The 24,212-nt window shown below is 37.3% G+C and carries 25 protein-coding genes; 2 read left to right on the forward strand and 23 right to left on the reverse strand.

The window, feature by feature from the left end; genetic code table 11:
* Positions 1–382: 382 nt before the first annotated feature.
* From QDN89_RS03090 to QDN89_RS03125, 8 genes are all read right to left on the reverse strand, one after another.
* A complete protein-coding gene (locus tag QDN89_RS03090) occupies positions 383–895 on the reverse strand; it encodes an adenine phosphoribosyltransferase (protein WP_280768815.1) in 513 nt (170 codons plus the stop codon).
* Positions 896–958: 63 nt separating this feature from the next.
* Positions 959–3,307: a single-stranded-DNA-specific exonuclease RecJ gene (recJ, locus tag QDN89_RS03095; RefSeq protein ID WP_280768606.1), complete on the reverse strand. Its 2,349-nt coding sequence runs from the start codon at positions 3,305–3,307 to the stop codon at positions 959–961.
* Positions 3,308–3,374: 67 nt separating this feature from the next.
* Positions 3,375–3,701 (reverse strand): LapA family protein, encoded by a 327-nt coding sequence (locus QDN89_RS03100; RefSeq protein ID WP_280768607.1) that lies wholly within the window; start codon positions 3,699–3,701, stop codon positions 3,375–3,377.
* Positions 3,698–4,615: a cation diffusion facilitator family transporter gene (locus tag QDN89_RS03105; RefSeq protein ID WP_280768608.1), complete on the reverse strand. Its 918-nt coding sequence runs from the start codon at positions 4,613–4,615 to the stop codon at positions 3,698–3,700. Before QDN89_RS03105 ends, QDN89_RS03100 begins: the two co-directional genes overlap by 4 nt.
* 139 nt (positions 4,616–4,754) lie before the next feature.
* The gene (gene secF, locus QDN89_RS03110; protein WP_280768609.1) at positions 4,755–5,690 is read right to left on the reverse strand and encodes a protein translocase subunit SecF; all 936 of its coding nucleotides are present in this window, start codon (positions 5,688–5,690) and stop codon (positions 4,755–4,757) included.
* Positions 5,680–7,002 carry a protein translocase subunit SecD gene (secD, locus tag QDN89_RS03115; protein ID WP_280768610.1) on the reverse strand — a complete coding sequence of 441 codons (1,323 nt, stop codon included), beginning with the start codon at positions 7,000–7,002 and terminating at the stop codon, positions 5,680–5,682. Before secD ends, secF begins: the two co-directional genes overlap by 11 nt.
* 151 nt (positions 7,003–7,153) lie before the next feature.
* Positions 7,154–7,474, reverse strand: coding sequence for a post-transcriptional regulator (locus QDN89_RS03120; RefSeq protein WP_280768611.1), 321 nt, complete (start codon positions 7,472–7,474; stop codon positions 7,154–7,156).
* A gap of 31 nt (positions 7,475–7,505) precedes the next feature.
* A complete protein-coding gene (locus QDN89_RS03125) occupies positions 7,506–8,324 on the reverse strand; it encodes a DUF368 domain-containing protein (protein ID WP_280768612.1) in 819 nt (272 codons plus the stop codon).
* A 250-nt stretch (positions 8,325–8,574) separates the two neighbouring features.
* Here QDN89_RS03125 and spoVB point away from each other — a divergent pair, with 250 nt between their 5' ends.
* Positions 8,575–10,125, forward strand: coding sequence for a stage V sporulation protein B (gene spoVB / locus QDN89_RS03130; protein ID WP_280768613.1), 1,551 nt, complete (start codon positions 8,575–8,577; stop codon positions 10,123–10,125).
* Positions 10,126–10,187: 62 nt separating this feature from the next.
* On the opposite strand, the gene QDN89_RS03135 is transcribed toward spoVB, so the two are convergent.
* On the reverse strand, positions 10,188–10,847 hold the full coding sequence (locus QDN89_RS03135) for a DUF421 domain-containing protein (protein ID WP_425335364.1): 660 nt from the start codon (positions 10,845–10,847) through the stop codon (positions 10,188–10,190).
* An 81-nt stretch (positions 10,848–10,928) separates the two neighbouring features.
* Positions 10,929–12,218, reverse strand: coding sequence for an ArsB/NhaD family transporter (locus QDN89_RS03140; RefSeq protein WP_280768614.1), 1,290 nt, complete (start codon positions 12,216–12,218; stop codon positions 10,929–10,931).
* 214 nt (positions 12,219–12,432) lie between these two features.
* Here QDN89_RS03140 and QDN89_RS03145 point away from each other — a divergent pair, with 214 nt between their 5' ends.
* Positions 12,433–12,822, forward strand: coding sequence for a TIGR04086 family membrane protein (locus QDN89_RS03145; protein ID WP_280768615.1), 390 nt, complete (start codon positions 12,433–12,435; stop codon positions 12,820–12,822).
* Between the two features lie 136 nt (positions 12,823–12,958).
* On the opposite strand, the gene yajC is transcribed toward QDN89_RS03145, so the two are convergent.
* The 13 genes from yajC to obgE all read right to left on the reverse strand — a co-directional run bounded on the left by yajC (position 12,959) and on the right by obgE (position 24,205).
* Positions 12,959–13,222, reverse strand: coding sequence for a preprotein translocase subunit YajC (gene yajC, locus QDN89_RS03150; RefSeq protein WP_280768616.1), 264 nt, complete (start codon positions 13,220–13,222; stop codon positions 12,959–12,961).
* 199 nt (positions 13,223–13,421) lie between these two features.
* Positions 13,422–14,561 carry a tRNA guanosine(34) transglycosylase Tgt gene (gene tgt, locus QDN89_RS03155; protein WP_280768617.1) on the reverse strand — a complete coding sequence of 380 codons (1,140 nt, stop codon included), beginning with the start codon at positions 14,559–14,561 and terminating at the stop codon, positions 13,422–13,424.
* Positions 14,562–14,639: 78 nt separating this feature from the next.
* Positions 14,640–15,668: a tRNA preQ1(34) S-adenosylmethionine ribosyltransferase-isomerase QueA gene (gene queA, locus QDN89_RS03160; protein WP_280768618.1), complete on the reverse strand. Its 1,029-nt coding sequence runs from the start codon at positions 15,666–15,668 to the stop codon at positions 14,640–14,642.
* Between the two features lie 98 nt (positions 15,669–15,766).
* Positions 15,767–15,985: a DUF2905 domain-containing protein gene (locus QDN89_RS03165; RefSeq protein ID WP_280768619.1), complete on the reverse strand. Its 219-nt coding sequence runs from the start codon at positions 15,983–15,985 to the stop codon at positions 15,767–15,769.
* Positions 15,982–16,983, reverse strand: a complete 1,002-nt coding sequence (ruvB, locus tag QDN89_RS03170; protein WP_280768620.1) for a Holliday junction branch migration DNA helicase RuvB — start codon at positions 16,981–16,983, stop codon at positions 15,982–15,984. The genes QDN89_RS03165 and ruvB overlap by 4 nt, the downstream gene beginning before the upstream one ends.
* 29 nt (positions 16,984–17,012) lie before the next feature.
* Positions 17,013–17,627 carry a Holliday junction branch migration protein RuvA gene (ruvA, locus tag QDN89_RS03175; protein WP_280768621.1) on the reverse strand — a complete coding sequence of 205 codons (615 nt, stop codon included), beginning with the start codon at positions 17,625–17,627 and terminating at the stop codon, positions 17,013–17,015.
* Between the two features lie 140 nt (positions 17,628–17,767).
* Positions 17,768–18,331, reverse strand: coding sequence for a BofC C-terminal domain-containing protein (locus QDN89_RS03180; RefSeq protein ID WP_280768622.1), 564 nt, complete (start codon positions 18,329–18,331; stop codon positions 17,768–17,770).
* Positions 18,332–18,585: 254 nt separating this feature from the next.
* Positions 18,586–18,747 carry a hypothetical protein gene (locus QDN89_RS03185; RefSeq protein WP_280768623.1) on the reverse strand — a complete coding sequence of 54 codons (162 nt, stop codon included), beginning with the start codon at positions 18,745–18,747 and terminating at the stop codon, positions 18,586–18,588.
* 155 nt (positions 18,748–18,902) lie between these two features.
* Positions 18,903–19,748, reverse strand: a complete 846-nt coding sequence (locus tag QDN89_RS03190) for a YhcN/YlaJ family sporulation lipoprotein (protein ID WP_280768624.1) — start codon at positions 19,746–19,748, stop codon at positions 18,903–18,905.
* Positions 19,749–19,880: 132 nt separating this feature from the next.
* A complete protein-coding gene (safA, locus tag QDN89_RS03195; protein ID WP_280768625.1) occupies positions 19,881–20,930 on the reverse strand; it encodes a SafA/ExsA family spore coat assembly protein in 1,050 nt (349 codons plus the stop codon).
* Between the two features lie 448 nt (positions 20,931–21,378).
* Positions 21,379–22,281, reverse strand: coding sequence for a prephenate dehydratase (pheA, locus tag QDN89_RS03200; protein WP_280768626.1), 903 nt, complete (start codon positions 22,279–22,281; stop codon positions 21,379–21,381).
* A gap of 46 nt (positions 22,282–22,327) precedes the next feature.
* Positions 22,328–22,777: an ACT domain-containing protein gene (locus QDN89_RS03205; RefSeq protein ID WP_280768627.1), complete on the reverse strand. Its 450-nt coding sequence runs from the start codon at positions 22,775–22,777 to the stop codon at positions 22,328–22,330.
* 144 nt (positions 22,778–22,921) lie between these two features.
* Positions 22,922–24,205 carry a GTPase ObgE gene (gene obgE / locus QDN89_RS03210; protein ID WP_280768628.1) on the reverse strand — a complete coding sequence of 428 codons (1,284 nt, stop codon included), beginning with the start codon at positions 24,203–24,205 and terminating at the stop codon, positions 22,922–22,924.
* Between the last annotated feature and the right edge of the window lie 7 nt (positions 24,206–24,212).

Consider the following 24,212-nt stretch of genomic DNA (forward strand, 5'->3'; position numbering starts at 1 on the left):
CAATGGAAACGTTCATCAATAGACATCGTCCATATGGTTTCTAGTCTTCCAATCCCATTATTAACGTAGCTTAAACGTTAGAAACCCATAGACTTAATTAATAGGAAATTGTTGGTAAAAAATTCGTGTAAATGGAAATTTTCAAACTAATGCTTTTAAACCATAGATATTAGTTGTTTTATTTATGTATAACGATATGAAAAAAATGTCGAATTTATTGTAAAAAAAGAAGCTCCTCCGTAGAAAAGACTTTAAGTAATCATAACATATAATAAAACAGAATAGCATTCAATAAGATCTTTTTTTATTTTAGTTAGAAAAAACAGATAGGATAACAGGAGTTTATATAAAAAAGGAGTGTCAAGAGACACTCCTTTTATTATTAATACGTCATAAGTGAGAAAACATCGTACTTACCTAATTTACTGCGACCGTCTAAATAGCTTAGTTCTATCATAAAAGCAATTCCAGCGACAACGCCACCTAATTTTTCCACCATTTGAATTGTTGCTTCAATGGTTCCACCAGTTGCCAATAAATCATCAGTGATTAATACTTTTTGACCAGGTTTGATCGAATCTTTATGAATATTAAGAGAATCTTTCCCGTACTCTAATCCATAATCTACTTCAAGTACTTCTCTTGGTAATTTGCCTGATTTCCTAACAGGCACAAACCCTAATCCTAATGAATAAGAGATAGGACAACCAACAACAAAACCTCTCGCTTCAGGTCCAACAATCACATCAACATCTTTTTCTTTAGCAAATTCAACCATTTCATCAATTGCCTGTTTGTAAGCTTTTCCATCTTCCATCAATGTGGTGATATCTTTGAAACGAATACCTTCTTTCGGAAAATTTTCTACAACCGTGATATATTCCTTGAAATCCATCATGACTTCCTCCTAATTTTATCTCGACTATAAGCCGTAACAATAATTTTTTTAACATATTTTTTACACAGAAGTTAATTGTTTCTCATTCATCGCTCGATCGATCCAATGCTTCAAAGCACGATAAGAAGAATAAAATAACTCATTTTCAATCTCACTTTGATTCATATGTTTTCGGTATGTGAACGACTCCGTTAAATCTTTTTTTGACGGTTGCGGTTGAATTTCAACAACACCACTGTCTATTCTAACAAATTCCAGTTCAAAAAACACTTTACACATAAACGGAACTGCTGTCTCTGACCAACCTTTAAGTTTTGCTAACTCTTTACCGTTTTTCCGGACATCAAAACGTTGTCTTTTAACAAGGAAAGCATAAAACCATTTAAATTGATCTCTTGATGGAATCGCTTTAAAATAGTGGTCTTCTTCATTAATAAATGCCGCATAGATTCTTTGTACCGCTTTGCCTACTTGTAAGAGGCTTTTAAATTGATCAGTAGTAGCTGGAAGATCTAACAAAAGTACGTTTTTTGCTTCCGCTAGTTGTCCAGTTTCAGGAGTTTCTTTGTAGTTTTTCACAATTTTATAATGGTCCGGGAATTTACCTAACCACTTTTCTGTGTGTGAATGGAATAATACAACCGTGCATTCTTCAAGGTTAGACAGTTTTTCATGATCAAATAAACGTTTATCTCCTCTGAAATCAAATAACTGCCACTCTTTTACTTTTAAATCTTCCATCACAAATTGAGGTTTGCTTTGACCATTCCACTCATTAATCGATAGTTTGCCAATTGTAGACAATTTTGATAATGATGAAATTTGATCATGATACTGTCCCATTCGAAAACCAATTCCATCTATGACATGGTCTTTATCATTAGTGAAGCTCATTTTTAAGTGATCTTCATTTGCTCCAATTTTTTTGATCATATGAATTTTCACATCTTCTAGCAAAACTTTTGGTGCTGGGTTTCCCATACCAAAAGGAGCCATTTGCTGAAGGTCATGGATAGCTTCTATCGTTACTTCTTCGAGTGAAACAGGTAAGTCTACTGAAAGGGACTTTTTCCAATCCGATTCTGTTAACGTTTCAATTGCAATGTTCGTCATTCGTTCCCTTAAGCCTTCAATATGCTCCATTTTCATCGTCAAACCTGCTGCCATTGGGTGACCACCAAAATGAGGTAACCATTCTTTACACTTGGATAAAGATTGAAACATATCAAAGCCTTCAATACTCCGAGCGGAACCTTTTGCTAAACCTGATTCCTCATCAAAACTCAATACGATGGTTGGTCGATAATATTTCTCTACTAACCTACTAGCAACAATTCCAATAACACCAGCATTCCAGCCATAGTCCCCAACGATAATCACAGGCGGTATACCGTTTTTCTCTACTTGATCTTCGGCTGCTTTCGCGATGTCTTTTACAATCTGCTGACGCTCTTTATTTAAATCATCAATCATTTGCGCCAGTTCATCTGCTTCCAATAGATCTTCCGTGATCAATAATTCAATAGCAGGATCTGCAGACTCAAGTCTCCCTGCTGCATTTAATCGTGGGCCAATAAGAAACCCTATTTGTTCTTCTGTCAATTCCTGTGTGTTAGCCCCTGCTCTTTCAAGTAGCGCTTTTAAACCAGGTCTTTGAGAACGACCTAATGATTGAATGCCTCTAATAGCTAAAAATCGGTTTTCTCCTTGTAAGCTCACTAAATCTGCAATCGTACCGATAGCAACTAAGTCATAAAACTCTTCTGGAATTCTTTCTAGGAGAGCTTGCGATAGTTTGAATGCGACACCTACTCCAGCTAAGTTTTTATTAGGATAAAAACAGTCCTCTTGCTTTGGATTAATAACAGCAAATCCATTTGGTATCGAAGGCGGTGGTTCATGATGATCCGTAATAATTAAATCTATCTCCAATTCCTTAGCCACATCTGCTTCATAAACGGCTGAGATTCCCGTATCAACAGTTATAATTAAGGTGACTTCTTCCTCAGCTGCATGACGAAAAGCCTTTTCATTCGGACCATACCCTTCAGTAAAACGATTTGGAACATAAAAACCGACATTTGCTCCTAATTGTTTTAACGTCAAATACATGAGCGAGGTACTCGTCACTCCATCAGCATCATAATCACCGAAAACTAGAATACGTTCTTCCCCTTTGATCGCTTGGTGTATCCTTTTTACCGCTTTATCCATATCTTTCAATAAAAAAGGATCATGAAGAGAATCTTCATTCATATGTAAAAAGGCATCGACCTCTTCTTTTGTATTCATTCCACGTTGTACTAGAAATCGAGTCGCTATTTTTGATAAGCCAACTTCTTCTGCAAGCTGAGAAACGCTTGATTCTTCAATTTCTGTAATTTTCCATTCTGCTTTTGAATAAAGCATAAAAAATCACCCCTGACCCGTATATTATACATAAGGTCAGAGATGGTAGCAATCAATCTATGAATAACTATTTTGCATTCTTTCGCTGACCTCTTCTCGAACGAGGTTCCAACTCTGTTTCTTCTTCCGAGTCATTTTCATCGTTTACTGGTGATTCAGGCATTCTATTCTTTAACTGCTTAATTTGTTGTTGGAGTTTATAAATTTTATACATTCCTACACTGCCAACAATCAAACCTCCCATTAGTACAGATCCGATAATTACCAATACTAACGGCCATTCATTTTGACCGAATAAATAGTTTACCTCTACAGGATCGACATTAATGACTGCAAATACTGATATTATCAACACAATGACAAGCCCTGTTATTAATCCCCATTGCCCTCTCATGAATCATCATTCTCCTCTCTTGAAAATGGATTAATATGAACGCGTACATCTTGCACATAACCATCCTCCATAAGAACTTTTTTCACTAATTTTCCGATGGCATGTCCCTCTTCTACTGTAATAAGAGGATGAACAGCTATTTTAATATCCACGATAACATAGTGACCATGTTCCCTTGCTAATAGTTCGTCTACTTTCAACACACCTTCAACAGCTTCTGCTTGTTCGAGCATATCTTCCGTATCTTCTTTATGAAGAACATGATCTAACGTATTATGAATAGCTTCGCCTCCTAGTTTCCAGCCCATTTTCATAATTAAGAGTGCTACCATAATACCTGCCGCTGGATCCATGTAAATAAGCCAATCAATCCCTATGTTTCCCCCAACAATCGCTGCTCCAATCCCAATTAAAGCAGCAAAAGATGAAAAGACATCTGAACGATGGTGCCAAGCATCTGTGACTAAAGCTTCACTTCTATACTTTTTACCCAAAAAGATTTTATATCGAAACATCAATTCCTTAATTATTATCGAGAAAATCACCGCATAAATAGCAATTGTTCCAGGAACAGCTATCGGTTCAAAAAAAGATTGTACTGCACTAATAGCAATTTCAAGCCCTACAAAAAATAATAAAACTGCAACAATAATAGCTGTGACGGTCTCAGCCTTTCCATGACCATATGGATGATCCTGATCTGGTGGTAGCTTCGCAGCTCGAACTCCAATTAATACTGCTACAGATCCAACAACATCTGAAGCAGAGTGTACAGCATCGGCTACTAGTGCCCGGCTATCTGCAACCACACCAATAATCCCTTTTAATAATGCAAGAACAACATTACCTATTATTCCTACCCACGCGCCAAAGCGGACTTTTTTATAGCGAATATCTTGTTCCGTTTCTGCCATCTATGACCCTTCCTTCATCTATAACGGTTGATTACATCGTTTCTTTTATCATACCCTTTTTATACCTTATTTCCAAATCATTGAAAAGAAACGTCATGCACATGCAAAAAAGTGACGCAAATTGCGTCACTTTTTGCATTTAAACTTCAGGTTGCTCTTCTATTTCTACTTTACGATGACGAACCTTCTTTAATTGACGAGACTTCAACACAAGCCAAACCTGTGCGGCAATGAATAAGGAAGAATACGTTCCAGCTACTAGGCCGATAACGAGAGCAAAAGAAAAGGTTCGAAGTCCTTCGCCACCGAGAACAAATAGGGCGCCCGCTGCAAAAACTACCGTTAATACCGTGTTGATGGATCGCGCTAAAGTTTGCACCAAACTTTTGTTGACCACACGAGCAACATCATCAAAGTCTTTGACTTTCTTCTCGAACTTCATATTCTCACGAATCCGATCAAATGTAACGATTGTATCGTTGATCGAATAACCAACAATCGTCAAAACTGCAGCAATAAAAGGGATATTAACCTCCATTTGAACGATGCTAAACACAACTAAGATAAAGAGAGCATCATGGAATAATGCAACAATTGCTGAGATACCATATAAAAATTCAAATCGTATCGTCACGTACAAAATGATGCCTGCCGCTGCAATTAGAACAGAAATAATTGCATTTTTAGCTAATTCTTCTCCAACGATAGGAGTAACCGTACTAACTGCTGGCGTATTTCCGTAAACATCTTCAAAATGACTTTGAACTTCTAATGTTTGATCTTGAGTTAAACCACCAATAAAGGAAGCTCGTCCCGTTTCATTGTTGTCACCAGCTAAAACTAAATCATCAGGCGTATATCCAATACTTTCGAATTCTTCCATCACTTCATTAGCCGTCACTGGTTCATCAGAAAGAACGTCGATCGTTGTTCCACTTTCAAAATCAATCCCTAAATTCAACCCTAACGTTGATAACAAGATGATTCCGACGAAAAGAAAGATCCCAGAAAACATAAAGAATTTTTTCCGGTGTTTGATAAAATCTAATTTTGTTTCTTCATGATCAAAGTTCACTTATTTCACGCTCCTTCACACCGAACATTCGAGGTTTTTTATTTAACATTCGACTGTTCACCCACAAACCTAACAACAACCTTGCCCCGAAAACGGCTGTGACAAAACTTACGATGATACTAACGATAAGCATGACAGCAAAACCTTGAACGGCGCTTGTTCCATACACATACATCACACCCGCTGCTAATATCGTTGTAATGTTGGCATCCAAGATCGTTGATAAGGAACGTCTGCCTCCTGCACGAAAGGCACTGATGGTTGACTTACCAGAACGTAATTCATCTTTTATTCGCTCAAACGTAATAATGTTTGCATCCACTGCCATCCCGACACCTAGAATCAATGCGGCAATACCTGGCAACGTTAAAACAGCGTTTAACCAATTAAACACAACTAATACTAAATAAATATAGGCTGAAAGTGTTAACACGGCGATAATTCCCATAAAACGATAGTAAACAAGCATGTATCCAAAAATAAGCGCGACTCCTACCATACCTGCATTGATAGCCAACTCCATCGATCGTTCACCAAGAGATGCTCCTACAGAGTTTGAATAAATTTCTTCTAACTCAACAGGAAGAGCGCCAGCATTTAAAATACCTGCTAATTCTTGCGCTGAGTCTACGGTAAAGTCTCCACCTTCAATCACGACATCGCGACTTTGAATGACAGAACTTACTCTAGGTGCAGAAACGATCTTGGAATCCTCTTTCATAATTTCTTCCTCAAAAGAATCTCCTTCATCGTAATCTAACCATATGGCCAAGATGTTTTCTCCTTGAGCACTGCGATCCAATAAATCTCTAGTTATTTCTCCAAATAACGTCGCGTCATCGACTTGTACTGTGACATTCGGTTGATTTGTATCAGGGTCAAAACTTTGTCTTGCTCCTCCTTCAACGAGGTCTGATCCGTCCATCATGACTTCATCATTCACATCTCGAAACGAAAGTCTTGCCTCTGTGGAAAGAAGTTCTCTTGCTGACTGTTGATCCGTTACACCCGCTAATTGAACACGGATCCGATCATCACCTTCTATCGTAATGTTCGGTTCTGACACGCCAAGAACGTCAATACGAGCATTCAACGCACTAACCGTATCTGTTAGTAATTCTCGGTTTATCTCACTTTCTCCATCGACAGGTTCTACTTCATATAAAACTTCAAATCCACCTTGTAAATCCAATCCTAAACTAATATCTTCTGCATGGTCCAAGACGTTTGTTGCAATCAATGCTGCAAAAGCGATGACAATTGCAAAGAAAGTAACAATCAGACTTTTTCTGACCCCTTTTCTCTTTTTCATGAACGAATGATCCTCCTTCGTAAATCCACATGACGATACGACCCTTAATAATGAAAAGGGTCGTTAAATCTATGTAAAGCTTGTCCTTTAATGAACCAGTAGTGTTATTATAGCGAGATTTGAAATCCCATGTCAATCGTAGCTTGGACGATTAACTTTTTCCTTGTACAGAAATGTTTAAGTCGTAGTCAATTCTTTCATCATGATCAAACCATTCCGGACCTTTATAAGCTTGTATCGTTAGAAATGTCATATAATCATTCGCTTTTAAATGAAAAAGTTCTGCTACCATCCAGTGAGAACGAATTTTTTCAGGTCTCTGTTTGTTTTTCTCTAATTTAGCAATGAAACAATCCCAAACGTCTTTCTCCGTTACTTTATCATATCCAAATATATGCCATTCTTCTACTTTACTTTGAATCACCGGTTCCAATTTCATTTTCCAATAACTCCACTGTTCTTTTGTTGTCATCGTGTTCCCTCCTGCTTCTTTTAAGAAAAGATTAGTTACTTTCTTTTGAACCTAATAAAAATGCAGTGAGTGTGCCAGCAATAAAGGTGATAATACTTGGAAATAAAGCACTCCCACCAGCTGTAAAACCTGGATAAATAACAATGGTTGATCCAATAAGTAATCCAATGATTGCAGCATACGTCATGGATGGAAAGTGAGTTAATATATATTTAATAAATTTACTGCTTATAACAAAACCAAATAGGATTCCAGAACCAATAACTAATATGACACCAACATTTAATGTCGCTAACGACAAAGCGCTCATTGCAGTGAAATAAACACCGAACAAAATCAATACTAGCGCACCACTCATGCCTGGCAACAACAAAGACATACTAGCAACTGCCCCTGCCACAAAAAACCAAATACCATTTATAAACGTTAGCTCATGCAAGACATTCGAAGGCTCAGGATTAACATATCCAATATAACCAAGTGTGATTGCGAATAATATTAGAATACCCCCATGAGCAAACGTAAACTTCTCTTTCAATTTAGACTCTTTAAGCAAAATTGGAATAACACCAATAATTAATCCTAAAAAGAAAAATTGTGTAGGTTGATGATGATTTTCCATTAGCCATTTTATGACCCCACTTAATAGAATAAAAGGTAAGATCACACCTATTCCTAATGGGACTAGAAAACCTAATGTCTGTCGCCACCTAGAACTAAAAAAATCACTGATCGATTCAATCAACCGATCATATATTCCTAAAACTAATGCAATTGTACCTGCGCTAACCCCAGGGATGATATTGCTTACGCCCATTAAAAAACCTCTATAAATATTACGCCATTCCAAAGTTCCACTTCTCCTTTAACGTCATTTCTAATATTTCATTTGTCCTACTTATACTCTATGAAAGTAATCTTGAGTGCATGATCACAGATAATAAACGCTACTTTTCATTCATTTTATTTTTATTAAATTTGAATCATCCTGTATAAAATAAAAAGTTATTTTTCAAAACTTGTCATGCTTGGCCACCTATTTAGCATATACATCTTTAGCGAAAAAATCTATGATTTTTCAAAAGAAAGTAGGGGCCTAGATGACGAAACAAACGTTTTTAAAAGGTGCAGCTATTCTGATCGTCGCAGGACTGATCACCCGTATTCTCGGATTTGTAAATAAAATCGTTGTCGCGAGAATCATGGGCGCAGAAGGCGTTGGTCTCTATATGATGGCTGTGCCCACATTGTTATTAGTAATTACCCTTACTCAACTCGGATTACCTGTCGCCATCTCCAAACTAGTTGCAGAAGCAGATGTCGATGGAGATCGGTCTCGTGTGAAACGAATCCTTGTTATTTCAATTACAGTTACGTCTATTTTAAGTATTATTTTTACTGCTTCGATGATTTTAGTTGCACCAATCGTATCATCGACGTTACTAACTGATGCAAGAGCATTTTATCCACTCATTGCCATCTCACCAATTGTTCCAATTGTTGCCTTGTCTTCTGTCATACGTGGTTATTTTCAAGGATTGCAGAACATGAAACCTACTGCATATTCTCAAGTGATCGAACAAATTGTCCGAATTAGTTTTGTTGCCGCTCTGACATCGATGTTCCTTCCTTATGGCGTGGAGTACGCTGCTGCTGGTGCGATGGCTTCCGTCGTTCTGGGTGAACTAGCATCATTGATCTTTATGATCACCATGTTTAAAAAGAGAAAAAACTTTAGGATTCGCAAAGAATTTACTTCTCATGTAAAAGGTGGTAAAAAAACATTTAACGATTTAATGACCATTGCACTTCCAACAACCGGAAGTCGTTTGATTGGCTCTTTGTCCTTCTTTTTTGAACCGATTGTTGTGGCACAAAGCTTAGCTATTGCTGGAGTTACAACGGTAGTCGCCACTACTCAATACGGAGAGCTTGCAGGGTACGTCATTCCGATGCTCCTTTTACCTACGTTTATTACTTATTCTTTATCCGTATCGCTTGTTCCTGCAATTAGTGAAGCAGCAACCGTAAAAAATTATCGACTCATTCATCACAGATTAGATCAAGCGCTTCGTTTCGCCTTAATATCAGGTGGAGTTTCGGTCGTTTTATTGTATGTATTTGCAGAACCAATAATGGATTTAGTTTATAATGCCCCCACTGTCGCTAGTTATTTAAAAATCATGGCTCCATTTAGTTTATTTCTATATTTCCAAGGACCTTTGCAAGCAACACTTCAAGCATTAAACCTTGCAAAAGCTGCAATGGTAAATAGTCTTATTGGTGCTTTCGTAAAAACAGCCGCTATTTTTATATTAGCTTCAAGACCAGAGTTAGGTATAATGGGTGCTGCTCTAGCGATCGTTATTGGCTTTTTATTAGTTACCTTGCTCCATTTTGCAACGCTAGTGAAAACAATTAGCTTCACTCTTCATGTGAGAGATTTTATTAAAATACTCAGTACTATGCTTATCAGTGGTATCATCGGTACGTTTGTATGGAACTCATTAGACAGCACATATTCTTTACTTTGGCAGACGATTATTAGTATCCTCTTTACTGCTGCTATTTACTTAAGTCTAGTTATTTCCTTGAAACTCATTCATTTGAATGAACTAAGAAAATTACCTATCTTAAAAAAGTGGCTTTAAACTTAAAAGGAGATGAAAGTTATTAAAAAGCACAAAAAACTGGGGACAAGCACCCAGTTTTTTTATTCATCTTTTAGATCAACAAAAAATGATTGATCTCGATTGAGTGAACAAAACGAGATCTTTTCTACATCGTAATAACCAAGTTTCCGAAGTTCCTTCCTTAAGCCTCTTTCCGTCTCTCCTATTTCTTTAATATGCTCAAACTGAATTTTTCCATCTAGTATTAAAGGTAACGGCAAAAAAGACGGTTTTCCATCAATAGAAGGATTAGAGTCTTTTCGTATGACAGATAAATCCCCAGACGGTTCTAATATAGCAAACTCAACATCCGACATATACTGGATATCTTTTTGCCTTAGCTGTAGCAAAAGGTCATCAAAATTATAACGTTGTTTACTCATCTCTTTCTCATCTATCTTCCCTTGCCGGATAATAACCGATGGTTTCCCATCAATTAATTTACGTAAGCCTTGGCTTTTTAGAGATATGTATGCCAAGGATATTTGAATACTCATTAACAAAAACATCGGTATCAACTGGTGAGAAATGGGGACTTTTACATTCTCAATTGTCATCACTGCTAATTCTGCAATCATCAATGAAATAACAAAATCAACAATGGATAGTTGTCCTATTTCTCTTTTCCCCATGAGACGAAAGACAATTAAGATCACAACATAAATGACTAGTGTCCGAATAATAATCGTAAATAATTCCATGATGTTCTCCTTCACTGTCCAATTTGCTATTAGTTTGACCAAATAACAAACAGTCATTCTAGAAGCATCAGAAAGGAATCATCAAAGGAAATCTACTAAATACCGAAAATATATATAAACACTGGAAATGATAAATGAAATAAGGGCTGTTGGAACACCTACTTTTAAAAAGTCGACATACGTAAATGGTTGCTTTGCTTTCATAGCCAACCCTGCGACAATCACATTGGAACTAGCACCAATGAGCGTTCCGTTCCCACCTAAACAAGCACCAAGTGCAAGTGCCCACCATAATGGGTCTAAATTTGTCATACCGTATTCTTGAAACTCTAAAATAACCGGTATCATCGCTGCTACAAAAGGAATATTATCTACAAATCCTGACAAAATCCCTGATGTCCACAAGATCAATAATGATGTCTTTGGAACATCACCTTCTGTATAGTAAATAATTGATTTTGCTATTTCATCGATAAGTCCAACCTCTTTTAGTCCACCTACTAGCATAAACAATCCTACAAAAAAGAATATTGTCACCCATTCAACCGCTTGAAATACATCTTCTGTCCGTTCATCATCACTAGTAAGTAACATCAAAAGAACTGCTCCTGCCATTGCAATACTCGTCAGTTCCACGTGTAATAAGGGTTGGATGATAAAACCGACTGTCGTCATCATTAGCACGGAAACAGATTTAAATAATAAACCTCTTTGTTTTAAATAGAGAGAAGGGTCTACTCTCATCAAATTTATTTTCTCTTCCTCTTCAACGTTTAAGCGGTCACGGTACAAAAAAGCTACTCCCGTCATGACCGTAATATAAATAACGAGTACCACGGGACCTAAGTGAATTAGAAAGTCATTAAATGATAAGTGAGATACCGCTTGGCCAATCATTAAATTTGGCGGATCACCAATCAATGTTGCCGTCCCTCCAATATTAGATGCAAGAATCACGGATAATAAGTATGGAATCGCTGTAATCTTCAACATTCTCGTTAACGTAATGACAATTGGAACAATTAATAGTACCGTTGTTACGTTATTAAGCATGGCTGAACCTACCGCAGTTAGCGTAGAAATAACAATTAAAATGGGGATCGGTTTCCCTTTGACCATTTTTGCAAGTGTAATCGCAATATATTCAAATAGCCCACTTTTACTAGTGATAGACACTAAAATCATCATTGATAGAAGCAACACAATGGTATGCCAGTCAATGTGCTGGAGAAAGGCGTTATCTAAATCTAACACCCCTACCAAAAGCATGAGTATTCCTCCAAAACACGCAACAAGAGCTCTATTCATTTTTTCCATTATAATTAGGATATAACTAGCTATGAAAATGATCAGTGCCAACATCCATTCCATCTTTATTAAAACCTCCCCACTTCATCGATACATTGTATGAAAAAGAGTGGACAAACATGTCTATTAAGAAAGGAGGTTAAACAAGTAGCTCGTTTTTCTACGCTTTTAATTATTAAAAACGAAGCTCTAAATAAATCATTATTAAAAAAGCTCGTCTATTTTTCGAAAATAAAGAATACATATGAATAAATGAAATAAGAAAGGGGGATGATGGATGTTTTCACATAAACTAATCAGTAGCGTACTTTATGGAGTTCTAACAATTTTTATACTTGTGATTGGTGCTAGTTTAATTAGCTCCCTTATATTGCGGTTTTCAAATGTATCAGAGAGCTCATTTTTTTGGATTCTAGTCGGGTTTTCTTTTGTTGCTATGTTTATTGGTGGTTTTATTTCTGGGGGGCGATCCGGAGAACGCGGTTGGTTTGCAGGAACGTTGACCGCACTAATTTATTCGGTCATCGTCTTATTTACACAGTTTCTAAGTTTCGATCAATGGTTTGATACACAACAAATGGGCATGCACGCTGGTTATATGGTCGCTGCTATTTTTGGAGGTATGATTGGTGTGAATACTAGAGGTAGTTCATATAGAGAATATTGATTGATTAGAATATATCTCGACCTCTCGCCAAGTCCTAGAGAAAGCCTTAGTTTTTTATACTTTAGTCCTTTAACGGATTTAAACTTAAAGTACAAAAAAGACTTGCCTACAATAAAGCGGCAAGTCTTTTTTCACACTAGTCTTGGTTAATAATTTCTCGTACAGCTTGTCGATCAAATGTTAATTTATTGTTTCCATCAACATCAACAACAATACGGTTCTCATCAATGGCATCAACTGTCCCGTGTACTCCACCAATTGTTATAATCTTATCCCCTTTTTGCAGGGAAGAGTGCATCTCTTGAACTTTCTTTTGACGTTTTTGTTGTGGACGAATCAAAAGGAAGTAGAAGATCGCAAACATTAGTAGTAGCGGTATTAAAGCACCGAATAAATCCATTCATTTCACCCCTTTCAGTGATAAACACTGCTGCTCTCACCCTTTATAAACATTGCCATTCTTTCAAGACAACGGTCTTTTGGAAAAAGCACATTTATTCATTCGTTTTCCTCGAATGGCACAAAATAACTCTCCCGTACTATTGTAGACAAACTTCTCTTTAAAAATCAATCAAAATAACATTAAAAATGATATTTCGTTAAAAGTTTTTGGCGTTTGGCTTGTTAAAACCGTAAGCTTCAAAAAATTCTTCTCTAAAATCAAGCAATCGATCTTCTCGAATCGCTTGTCTTACTTGCTCCATTAAATTCAGTAAAAAATATAAGTTGTGATAGGAAGCAAGACGAAGACCTAACGTTTCATTACACTTTATTAAATGACGTATATAAGCACGTGAATGATTTTGACAAACATGGCAGTCACAATTTTCATCGAGAGGTCGAAAATCTCTTGCAAACGTGGCGTTTCTTACGACTAATCGCCCTTGGCTTGTCATAATTGTCCCATTACGTGCAATTCGGGTTGGCAACACACAGTCGAACATATCAACACCGCGAATCGCCCCATCTATTAAAGAATCGGCTGAACCCACTCCCATTAAATACCTTGGTTTATCTTCAGGTATCAAAGGTGTTGTATACTCAAGCACACGATTCATCACATCTTTAGGTTCACCAACGGACAATCCACCAATGGCATATCCAGGAAAATCAAGTGAAACCAAATCTTTTGCACTTTGACGTCGTAAATCTTCATATTCTCCACCTTGAATAATCCCAAACAAACCTTGATCCTCTTCTCGACCGTGTGCTTCAAGACATCTTTCTGCCCAGCGACTCGTTCTTTCTACAGAGGCTTTCATATATTTATGTTCCGCAGGATAAGGGGGACATTCATCAAATGCCATCATAATGTCTGGCCCAAGAGCATTTTGCACGTGCATCGCTTTTTCTGGTGTCAAAAATAATTTTTCACCACTTAAATGACTTCGGAAATGCACTCCTTCTTCTTTAATATCACGAAGTTTACTTAAACTAAAAACTTGAAACCCACCTGAGTCCGTTAATATGGGACGGTTCCAATTCATAAATTTATGCAAACCACCCGCTTCTTCAACGATATCAGCACCTGGTCGTAACCATAAGTGATACGTATTGCTTAAAATAATTTGCGCATTCATATCCAATAAGTCTTCTGGACTCATCGTTTTAACTGTAGCTAATGTCCCTACTGGCATAAAAATTGGCGTTTCAAAAGAACCGTGCGGCGTATGGACAATCCCTAATCGAGCTCCTGATTGTTTACATGTTTTGATATGTTCATATGTGATAGCTGTCATTCTTTTATTCCTTCTTTCATTCTTTAACCAACATTATTTTGTGGTGTGTTATTTTTTCTCCATCATTAGCAACAGAAATTAAATGAGTAGCATTGCATCTCCAAAACTAAAAAATCTATACTGATGTGCAACAGCATTATTATATGCATGAAGAATATTTTCTCTCCCTGCAAGCGCACTAACCAACATTACAAGTGTTGATTTTGGTAAGTGGAAGTTTGTTAATAATCCATCTATAGCTTGAAACGAGTATCCTGGATAAATAAATATATCGGTCCAACCACTTGCTTTCACAAACTTTCCGTGGTGATCTCTAGCAATTGTTTCTAATGTTCTAGCGGATGTTGTTCCTACAGCAATGATTCTTCCGCCTTTCTTTTTTGTCTCGTTCAGCACAGTCGCGGTGTCTTCATTAATTTGATAAAATTCAGAATGCATCATATGGTCTTTCACATTCTCAACAGAGACAGGACGAAATGTTCCTAAACCAACATGTAACGTAATATAAGCAATATTTACTCGGCGTTCCGTTAACTGTTCCAACATTTCTTTTGTAAAATGCAACCCGGCTGTAGGTGCTGCAGCCGATCCTGAATGTTCTGCATAAACCGTTTGATATCGATCTTTTTCTTCTAGCTGCTCTTGTATATATGGTGGAAGCGGCATCTCGCCTAATTGATCCAATATTTCATTAAATATTCCAGTAAATTCAAACCTAATTTTCCTTCTACCTTCTACTAATTCTGCTTCGCAAATTCCGGTTAACAACCCATCACCAAACTCAATGACTGTTCCTTTCTTAAGACGTTTTGCCGGTTTGACCAAAGCCTCCCATACGTGATTCTCTTCTTCTTTTAGTAATAACAATTCAATTTTTGCTCCAGTATCTTTTTTCACACCGAATAATCTGGCAGGAATAACTTTTGTATTATTAAGTACTAATGTATCTCCCTCAGTTAAAAACCCAAGTAAATCAGAGAATATTTTATGCTGAATTTCTCCTGAATTTTTGTTCATAACGAGTAATTTTGATGAATCTCTGTTTTTTAAAGGGGTTTGTGCAATTAACTCTTCAGGTAGATCATAGTCAAATTTTGATACGTCCATCGATCATTTTTCCTCTCTTCTCTTACAACTTAATTTTATATTTATAGGCTCAGTTCTAGTAAATCAACAAAAAGCTTTATTTTAAGTACTCTTTCATCTTAACGTAATCTCCCGAATAAATAAAAGATTAACGATAGGACAATACTAACAATAATTGACGTCATGATTGGGAAATAAAAAGTAGAATTGCCTCGTTGAATCAAAATGTCTCCCGGGAGTCTACCTAAAGAAATAAACCTTCCTCCAATTTGCCATAAAACCCCTGCGACAATGAGAATAACCCCTAATGAAATTAACAATTTAGGAATGTGATTCAACGTTTTGGCACCTCCATCTCAAAATGATCGTAGACTAGGTCAGTTACCATTCGTCCTCTTGGTGTCCTTTGGAGAAATCCAATTTGCATAAGGTATGGTTCATAAACGTCTTCAATGGTGTGAGCTTCTTCACCAATCGTCGCTGCTATTGTATCCAGCCCTACCGGACCACCTCGAAACTTTTGAATAATGTTCATTAACAACGTATGATCAATTTGATCCAAACCAAGTGGATCAACTTGTAATAATTCCAATGCTTCCTTTGTTATAGATAAATCGATCGTTCCATCACCTCGAACTTGTGCAAAGTCTCTAATCCTTCGTAAAATACGATTGGCAATTCGTGGTGTTCCTCTTGAGCGACTAGAAACTTCAACTGCCGCTTGCTTATCCATTTGAACGTCCAATACATCAGCAGTTCTCTCTACAATCTCTTGAAGTTCATCATGTGTATAGTATTCTAACCTACTAACGACACCAAACCGGTCTCTTAATGGTGCAGACAGCATGCCAGCCCTTGTCGTAGCACCAACAAGGGTGAACGGAGGAAGGTCTAACCGGACAGACCTTGCTGATGGACCTTTTCCTATGACAATATCTAGAAAGTAATCTTCCATAGCAGGATATAAGACTTCTTCAACCGATCGATTTAATCGATGAATTTCATCTATAAATAGAACATCACCTGGTTCTAAACCACTAAGTACTGCAGCTAAATCGCCAGGACGCTCAATTGCAGGACCTGATGTTGTTCTTAAATTAACACCCATCTCATTAGCAATGATCATCGATAATGTCGTTTTCCCAAGTCCCGGAGGACCATACAGTAATACATGATCAAGACACTCTTCGCGCATTTTTGCCGCTTCAATAAAAACAGTAAGGTTCTCTTTCACTGCTTTCTGACCAATGTATTGCGATAGAGTCTGTGGACGTAAACTGCGTTCTTCCAAATCTTCATGTCCTTGTGGTTCTCCACTAACAATACGTTCTTCCATGCTATCTTCCTCCGTTATTGTAACGTTCCTTAGCTTCGCAGCATTTCTTTAAGTGCTAACTTAATATATTGATCTGTCGATAATTCGTTTTGTTGCAAGACAGGCAACACTTTTTTTATTTCTCTGTCAACGTACCCTAAAGCTTTTAATGCTTCCAATGCCTCTTCTAATTCCTCATTTTCAGTAGAAGATCTCTTGAAAAGAGGACCTGTTTCTCCCGTTTCATGTGTTAATGTCGGAACAAGCTCTTGGACTTTACCTTTTAAATCTAAAATCATTTGTCTTGCCGTTTTTTTTCCGACTCCTGGGAATTTAACTAAAAACTTTTCGTCTTCATTTTCTATAGCTTCTACCACAAGTTGAGGCTGTTCAGCAGCAACAATCGCTAACGCTCCTTTAGGTCCGATCCCTGAAACTTGAAGCAACTTCTCAAATAACCGACGCTCTTCTCGATGAAAAAAACCATACAAACGAATAGCATCTTCTCGAACATGTTGGTATGTATACACTGTTACTGTTTCATTAAGCCACTCCTCATATCTATATGGGTTTCCACAATAAATTAAGTACCCAACATCCCGAACATCGACGACGATCGTTTCAGGTTCTATATTGATAACATTTCCTTTTAAACATTCAATCACTTTCTTTCCTCCACTCATCGATTCATTTATACGAACACATATTTCTATTTTATCATAGGTAAGTCAAGGAATTGATTTCTTTATATAAAAACAAGGAAAAAAGCTACCTTTAAGGTAGCTCCTCAACTAATAAATCTCTATTAACCATTAATGGCATACTTTCGATAATTTTTCAATACCTCTATATATTCGTCCTTTGAAGAAATTGGAATCCCTTCGAGCAGTAAATTATGCGATTGACTTTTTAGTTGCTGGGTATTAATTTGAAAAAAAGAGTGAATGACTTTTTGCTTCTCTGGTTTTCCATTGAAAATACTCAATGTCCCATCTTCGGAAAGACCGAAATATCCATGCATCTTTAACAAAGGAGAAATATCATCTACTTTTTTTTGAAATACAATCTGTTGTTGATTTTGATTTACTAATTCCCAATCATCATAAAACGACCAAAAATCTTCCATGGACCAAATCGTTTCTTCTATTTCTTCTTCACTCATTTCGCCGTCCAAGTAATACGTTTGCAAAATCACTTCTACATTATGAGGATTATCAGAAACAAGTGACCCTGACGCATTCACAACAGTTTCGTCACCCATTCCAGTCAAAAATATCAGACCAATCATTACTATAATTATTTGACGTGAAAATCTAATCAAAAGAAGGTTATCTGTGTGAGTATGGTTAATTTTTACAATCCCATGCATTTTGTCGCCTCCCTAATATAATAGAATGGACTCACGACATTCACGAATAGCATTGCCTAGCTTCAGAAAAAATATCCCTATAAAACATATTTATTTAATGCAAACTATCCACACACGTGAACAAAACTTATCAGATTGATCAAAAGGCGTCTATCTTTCTCGCTTAATGCCTTTCATCGTCGACTCTCTCTCGATTCGGGCACTATGGGCATCTTTTACTGCCGGGAAACGAGGCGGGTAGCTGCTGAAAGTCGCTATTCAACTCGCTTACTGCCTTTCATCATCGACGCTCTCTCGATTCGGGCACTATATGCTTCCTTTCCTTCCAAGAGTCGTCTTCCATAAGTTTGAAAAGAAGTATACGTATGAATCGTCGGATAAACAAGAAGAGATGATTTTCGATGCTCCACATACATTGCTAGACCAGCTAAAAACGTAGTATCGAATCACACTTATGACACCTCTACCTACGATCATCATTACCAAAACTTACCCAAACTCATACATCTGTAGTTTCCTAAACAATAAAAAAGCAGCGCCAATGGCACTGCTTTAGAATTAATTGATTTTGTTACCGTGTTCTTTCGAACGGTCGTTGAATGGCGTCGCCTAAATCGTCTAACATTGCATTAAATGTTGCTCCTACTTCTTCAAATGGCTCGCCAGCTCGAAGTTGCCTCTCCATTCCATGGATCGTTTCAACACCGTCATCTTCTGTTACGACATGGACTTGTTTATCATTATTCATCTTCGTTGTCATTGAACGTACTTTTTGTTCAATTTGTTGATTATCTTCCGTTGTATCTACACCGACAATAATATCGTCTTCATGAACGATAACATCAGCGTTTCGAACTCCATCGATATCTTCTACACGATTTTCAATTTTTCTGGCCATTCTTCCATCATTTGTGTCAAAATAACCTCTTCCATCTTGAGCTTGCTGACCAGGTTGATTTCTTGGTATTGCTGTCCCACCGTGCATTTGGTCTTGACCATCTGTACCTCTATTTCCTTGACCTGTTGTTTGACGATTAAAACCACCTAAGGTACCATTCAATAAGCCATTCTCATCGACCATCCCAGGCCGATCATCGCCTACAATACCTTGTCTGAATCCCATATTTGTTCTCTGACCTGTTCCAAGCCCTGTTCCTCGACCTGCTCCTTGACCTGTTCTTTGGTCAACTCCATAACCTCTAATTCCTTGTTGACGTTGCCCGAATCGTTCTGTTTCTCTTCCTTGCTGACCGTAGTTGGCAGCACCCATTCCGGTGCCATCTCGATCAACTCCATAACCGGTTTGGTCGCGTTGAAATGCGCCTTGACCTTCAGTTTGATCCGCGTTCATATCTCCGCAACCTACACCTGATAGTAGTAATGTTCCTAATGATAAACATAAAGCGATTTTTTTCATTCATCCTCCTCCTTTCAACTTTAGGTTGATCGGAAAAGGACTTAATCATGCTGTTAAATATCGGTAGTATTCTACACTTCAACGCTATTCAACATGTGTTCTAAAAAAGAAAATGAAGGAAATTAAAATTAACTATTCTTCTCCATTAGAATCATTTCTTCTCTGTTCTAAGTTGCGCATAGAATAAGTCCAAGGTACCATTCCATCATAAGGAGTATGAATATTGTCTTCTTCACTTGAATAAGAGCCTTCATTTCGGTCACTCGTTTGTGTCAAATCACCATAATCCTTCTCATCAAAATGTTCACTTTCGTCATTTCTCTCCCAGTGATAAGTTTCTTGCTGTTGTTGGTGGTTAAAGTAGGGTTGATACATCCCGTGATGAGAGTACATATTCGGTTGACCATAGTTATGATTAAATGGCTGTTGATTTCCATAGTGCATCTGTGGATATTGCATTCCATTCATACCGTTTGTTGCATGCATTGGCTGACATCCAAAGCTACATAAAACAGAAAGCGGTATACACCCTTCCGTAACCGGGCCAATCTGATGATATACAGGTGAATAAGGCATTGCTATTGGTTTCATCATCTGAGGTGCAGGTTTGGGTATATGTTTAGGAATTTGCTTTAAAGGTTTTGGTGGTGGCATTTTTTTCACTGGCTTTTTCTTTTCAGGTATTTTACTAACAGGTACTGGTTTAACCATTTCTTTTGGTTTTGGTTTTGGTGCTGGTTTTGGTGCTGGTTTTTCCTTCACCACTTTTTTTGGTGGAGCAGGTTTCTTTTGATACGTCGGCTGATGGTAAAAATTAACATTCATTTTTGCCTGTTGCATTTTATAAGAAGGTTGCGGTTTAGGTGCCGGCGGTTTAGGTGGTGCCGGTGCCGGTGGCGGCATTGGTGGTTCAACAGGTTTTACTACCTCTGGTTCTTTCACTTCTTTAGGTTTTTCTTTAATAGGCATTTCTTTTACTGGCTTTTCTTTTTTCTCTGGGTATTCTTTATTCATTTGTTTTTTTGGAGATGTTATGCTCGGAATGTTTATTTTCATCCCGGGCATAATCATATCAGGATTTACCAATTGTTTATTCGCTTGCTTTAGTTGCTCAAAATCAATTCCATACTTTTTTGATATTTTCCAAAGTGTGTCTCCCTTTTGAACAATATGAATTTTCACTTTATTAATCCCTCCCATACAATGTCACTTTATCCTATGCATACTTGGGCGATTCGTCACAAAAAATAACAAGTTTTTTCGGTTCTTCTTCACAAAAATATATGAGCAGCTGCACATATTCATTCATTTTTTTAGATTTAATTGTCATCATCTAAGCAAAAATGGTAAATAGAGTAAGAACAAAAAAGAGTAAATCATTAATAACCCGATTCATTTCGTCTTCTTTTGGTGAATCGATCCAATCTGGACGATTAGACTAATTCATCTCGTCTTCCTTTGGTGAATCGATCCAATCTGGACGATTAGACCGATTCATTTCGTCTTTCTTTGATGAATCGCTCCAATCTGGACAAGAAAAAGTTCATTGAGAAAACAATTGACATAATAAGGCTAAGTAATCAAAAAAGACCTTAAAAAGAATTTCATCCTTTTTAAGGTCAATGAATATTTATGTCGCTTCTTTTTCAATAACTTCTTTCTTAAATCCTGACAAGTCTTCCCATGAAAAACATGGATAACTTCCAAGTACTTGTACTCCACACCCTAAAGCAATTAGTTCTTCACAAACTGCCGGAATTAAAACATTATCTTTCCTCATCGCAACATCGATGATAAAAAAATAATTTCCTAAACCTGTTTTTGTTGGTCGAGACTCGATTTTCGATAAATTTATTTTTCTCCAAGAAAATGCGGATAGCACTTGATGGAGCGCACCAGAATAATCTGATGCCAGAGTAATCATTAACGTTGTTTTGTATTCTGTTCTATCTGAAATCGCCTTACTCTCAAATGGAGCTTCGTCATTCGTTAATAAGAGAAATCTCGTACGGTTATTTTCATAATCATTTATTTTCTTTTGAGCTATTTCTAATCCATACGCATCGGCTGCAATGTCATTCGCTATTGCTGCCGCATTTTCTATTTCATTCTCTTGAATATATTTCGCAGCTGCCGCCGTTGAATTCACGTATGATAGCTCAGCATCTGGTAAGAACTTTCTTAAAAAATGATGACATTGCGCAATCGCATGAGGGTGAGAGTAAACTGTTTCCACCTTGTCCCAAGATGACATTCTTGAAGGGGAAACAAGCAAATGCTGCTCAATAGGAGCAACTATTTCAGCCGCCATATTCATACGCTGATGATGAATAAAATAGTCTAACGTTATATTAACAGAACCTTCAATCGCATTTTCCATAGGAACAACTGCTCGATTAACTAATCCTTCTTTAACAGCATCCATTGTATCAGGAATGGAGCGAAATGGAATTCGTTCATCATTTGGCACAAGTGCCTTTGCTGCTGCTTCTGTAAATGATCCTTTCGGTCCCAAATATCCTACCTTTTCCACGTTCGTTTCACTCCTTTTTGTCCATTCAATAAAAGCTAGCTTAGTACTAAGCCCCAGATCCAATAAGTTCAACTTTCACTACTGATTCTAAGCTTTCAATTTTGTTTAACAGTACCGTTACATCAGAATTCATCGCCGCCGTTTCGATCGTTATAGTGATCGTTGCTCTCCCCTGCAGAGGAATGGTCTGATTTATTGTTAGTACATTCGCTCCAGTATGAGCAACCATTGATAATAATTTAGATAAAGATCCAGATTGATCTTCTAAATGGATAGAAAGCGTAATGATCTTTTCTTTCACCATTGTATGAAATGGAAAAATTCCATCTTTGTATTTATAGAATGCACTGCGACTAAGTTGCACTTTCTGAACGACTTCATTTATCCTATATTCTTTCCCGCTATCGAGTAGTTTTTTTGCTTCTACCGTCTTTAGCATTGCGTCAGGCAACATATCTTCCCTAACTAAATAAAATTGATCTGTTCTCTTTTTCACTTTATTCACCACCTGATAAGCAACCTATTCCATCATTATAAAGATCGTACACGCCATTGACAACTTTGATTTGAAGATTTTCAGAATTTTCTTTTCTTATTTACAAAATACAGACCCAGAACATAAAGTTCTGGGCCCATCATATTACTCAACAAATTCAAATTCATGTTTGAGAATACGGACAGTATCTCCATCAACTGCACCTATGTCTCGCAAAGCCTGGTCAATTCCCATAAAACGCATTTTCCTAGCAAAACGCTGAACAGAATCATGTCGATTGAAATCCGTCATCTTAAATAATGTTTCAATTTCATGCCCTTCAATGACATATGCACCATCATCGTCTTTGGAGACTTTAAATGGCTCTTCCTTTTTCGTGTATTTATAAATAACTCTTTGCTCGATTTCCTCTTCTTCATATAGAGGAAACTCAGGAGTAGACTCCACTTTGTCAACGACACTTCTTAGAAGATCTGATAACCCTTTTTTAGTTACGGCAGAAATAGCATGAATTTCCACGTCTTCTTCTACCATTTCTTTGAAAAGCTCTAAGTTTTCCGCAGCACCTGGTAAATCCATTTTATTTGCAACAACAACTTGTGGTCGTTCCGTCAGGCGTAAATTGTATTGACTTAATTCTTCATTGATTGTTTGATAATCTTCGAAAGGATCTCTGCCTTCAATCCCACTCATATCAATTACATGGACGATTACTCTTGTCCTTTCAATATGTCGCAAAAATTGGTGGCCTAAACCAACTCCAGAATGAGCTCCTTCAATCAACCCCGGAAGATCTGCCATGACAAAACTTCGATGATCATCCGTTTCAACGACACCTAAATTAGGAACTAATGTCGTAAAATGATAATCAGCAATTTTTGGCTTAGCTGCAGAAACAACAGAAAGTAATGTTGATTTACCTACACTAGGAAAACCGACTAACCCTACATCTGCAAGTAACTTTAATTCAAGTTTCAAATCTTTTTCTTGACCTGGTTGTCCATTTTCAGCAATTTCCGGTGCTGGATTAGATGGCGTTGCAAATCTTGAGTTTCCTCTTCCACCTCTTCCACCTCTTACAACGATCGCTTGTTGACCATGTTCCGTTAAATCAGCTACGATTTCCCCTGTTGCTTCGTTTGTAATTGTTGTACCTGGTGGAACTTTGACAACCATGGCATCTCTACTTTTACCGTGCTGGTTTTTCGGTCGCCCGTTTTCTCCGCGAGGAGCTTTAAAATGCTTCTGATAGCGAAAATCCATTAACGTTCTTAACCCTTCTTCTACTTCAAAAACAACGTCAGAACCTTTTCCACCATCTCCACCTGCCGGTCCACCATCAGGAATATATTTTTCGCGACGAAAAGCAACAACACCATTCCCACCGTCACCGGCCTTGACATAAATTTTTACCTTATCTACAAACATTTACTTC

This window comes from Salipaludibacillus daqingensis, from assembly GCF_029891575.1.
Lineage (GTDB): Bacteria > Bacillota > Bacilli > Bacillales > Salisediminibacteriaceae > Salipaludibacillus > Salipaludibacillus daqingensis.

Coding starts and splice junctions, on each gene's coding strand:
- QDN89_RS03120 (WP_280768611.1), bottom strand. CDS start 7,474: ATGACAACAAAAGAACAGTGGAGTTATTGGAAAATGAAATTGGAACCG.
- spoVB (WP_280768613.1), top strand. CDS start 8,575: ATGACGAAACAAACGTTTTTAAAAGGTGCAGCTATTCTGATCGTCGCA.
- obgE (WP_280768628.1), bottom strand. CDS start 24,205: ATGTTTGTAGATAAGGTAAAAATTTATGTCAAGGCCGGTGACGGTGGG.
- QDN89_RS03180 (WP_280768622.1), bottom strand. CDS start 18,331: ATGCATGGGATTGTAAAAATTAACCATACTCACACAGATAACCTTCTT.
- QDN89_RS03105 (WP_280768608.1), bottom strand. CDS start 4,615: ATGGCAGAAACGGAACAAGATATTCGCTATAAAAAAGTCCGCTTTGGC.
- recJ (WP_280768606.1), bottom strand. CDS start 3,307: ATGCTTTATTCAAAAGCAGAATGGAAAATTACAGAAATTGAAGAATCA.
- QDN89_RS03140 (WP_280768614.1), bottom strand. CDS start 12,218: ATGGAATGGATGTTGGCACTGATCATTTTCATAGCTAGTTATATCCTA.
- QDN89_RS03135 (WP_425335364.1), bottom strand. CDS start 10,847: ATGGAATTATTTACGATTATTATTCGGACACTAGTCATTTATGTTGTG.
- ruvB (WP_280768620.1), bottom strand. CDS start 16,983: ATGGAAGAACGTATTGTTAGTGGAGAACCACAAGGACATGAAGATTTG.
- yajC (WP_280768616.1), bottom strand. CDS start 13,222: ATGGATTTATTCGGTGCTTTAATACCGCTACTACTAATGTTTGCGATC.
- QDN89_RS03185 (WP_280768623.1), bottom strand. CDS start 18,747: ATGTATGTGGAGCATCGAAAATCATCTCTTCTTGTTTATCCGACGATT.
- QDN89_RS03190 (WP_280768624.1), bottom strand. CDS start 19,748: ATGAAAAAAATCGCTTTATGTTTATCATTAGGAACATTACTACTATCA.
- queA (WP_280768618.1), bottom strand. CDS start 15,668: ATGGACGTATCAAAATTTGACTATGATCTACCTGAAGAGTTAATTGCA.
- secD (WP_280768610.1), bottom strand. CDS start 7,002: ATGAAAAAGAGAAAAGGGGTCAGAAAAAGTCTGATTGTTACTTTCTTT.
- QDN89_RS03090 (WP_280768815.1), bottom strand. CDS start 895: ATGGATTTCAAGGAATATATCACGGTTGTAGAAAATTTTCCGAAAGAA.
- QDN89_RS03145 (WP_280768615.1), top strand. CDS start 12,433: ATGTTTTCACATAAACTAATCAGTAGCGTACTTTATGGAGTTCTAACA.
- tgt (WP_280768617.1), bottom strand. CDS start 14,561: ATGACAGCTATCACATATGAACATATCAAAACATGTAAACAATCAGGA.
- QDN89_RS03100 (WP_280768607.1), bottom strand. CDS start 3,701: ATGAGAGGGCAATGGGGATTAATAACAGGGCTTGTCATTGTGTTGATA.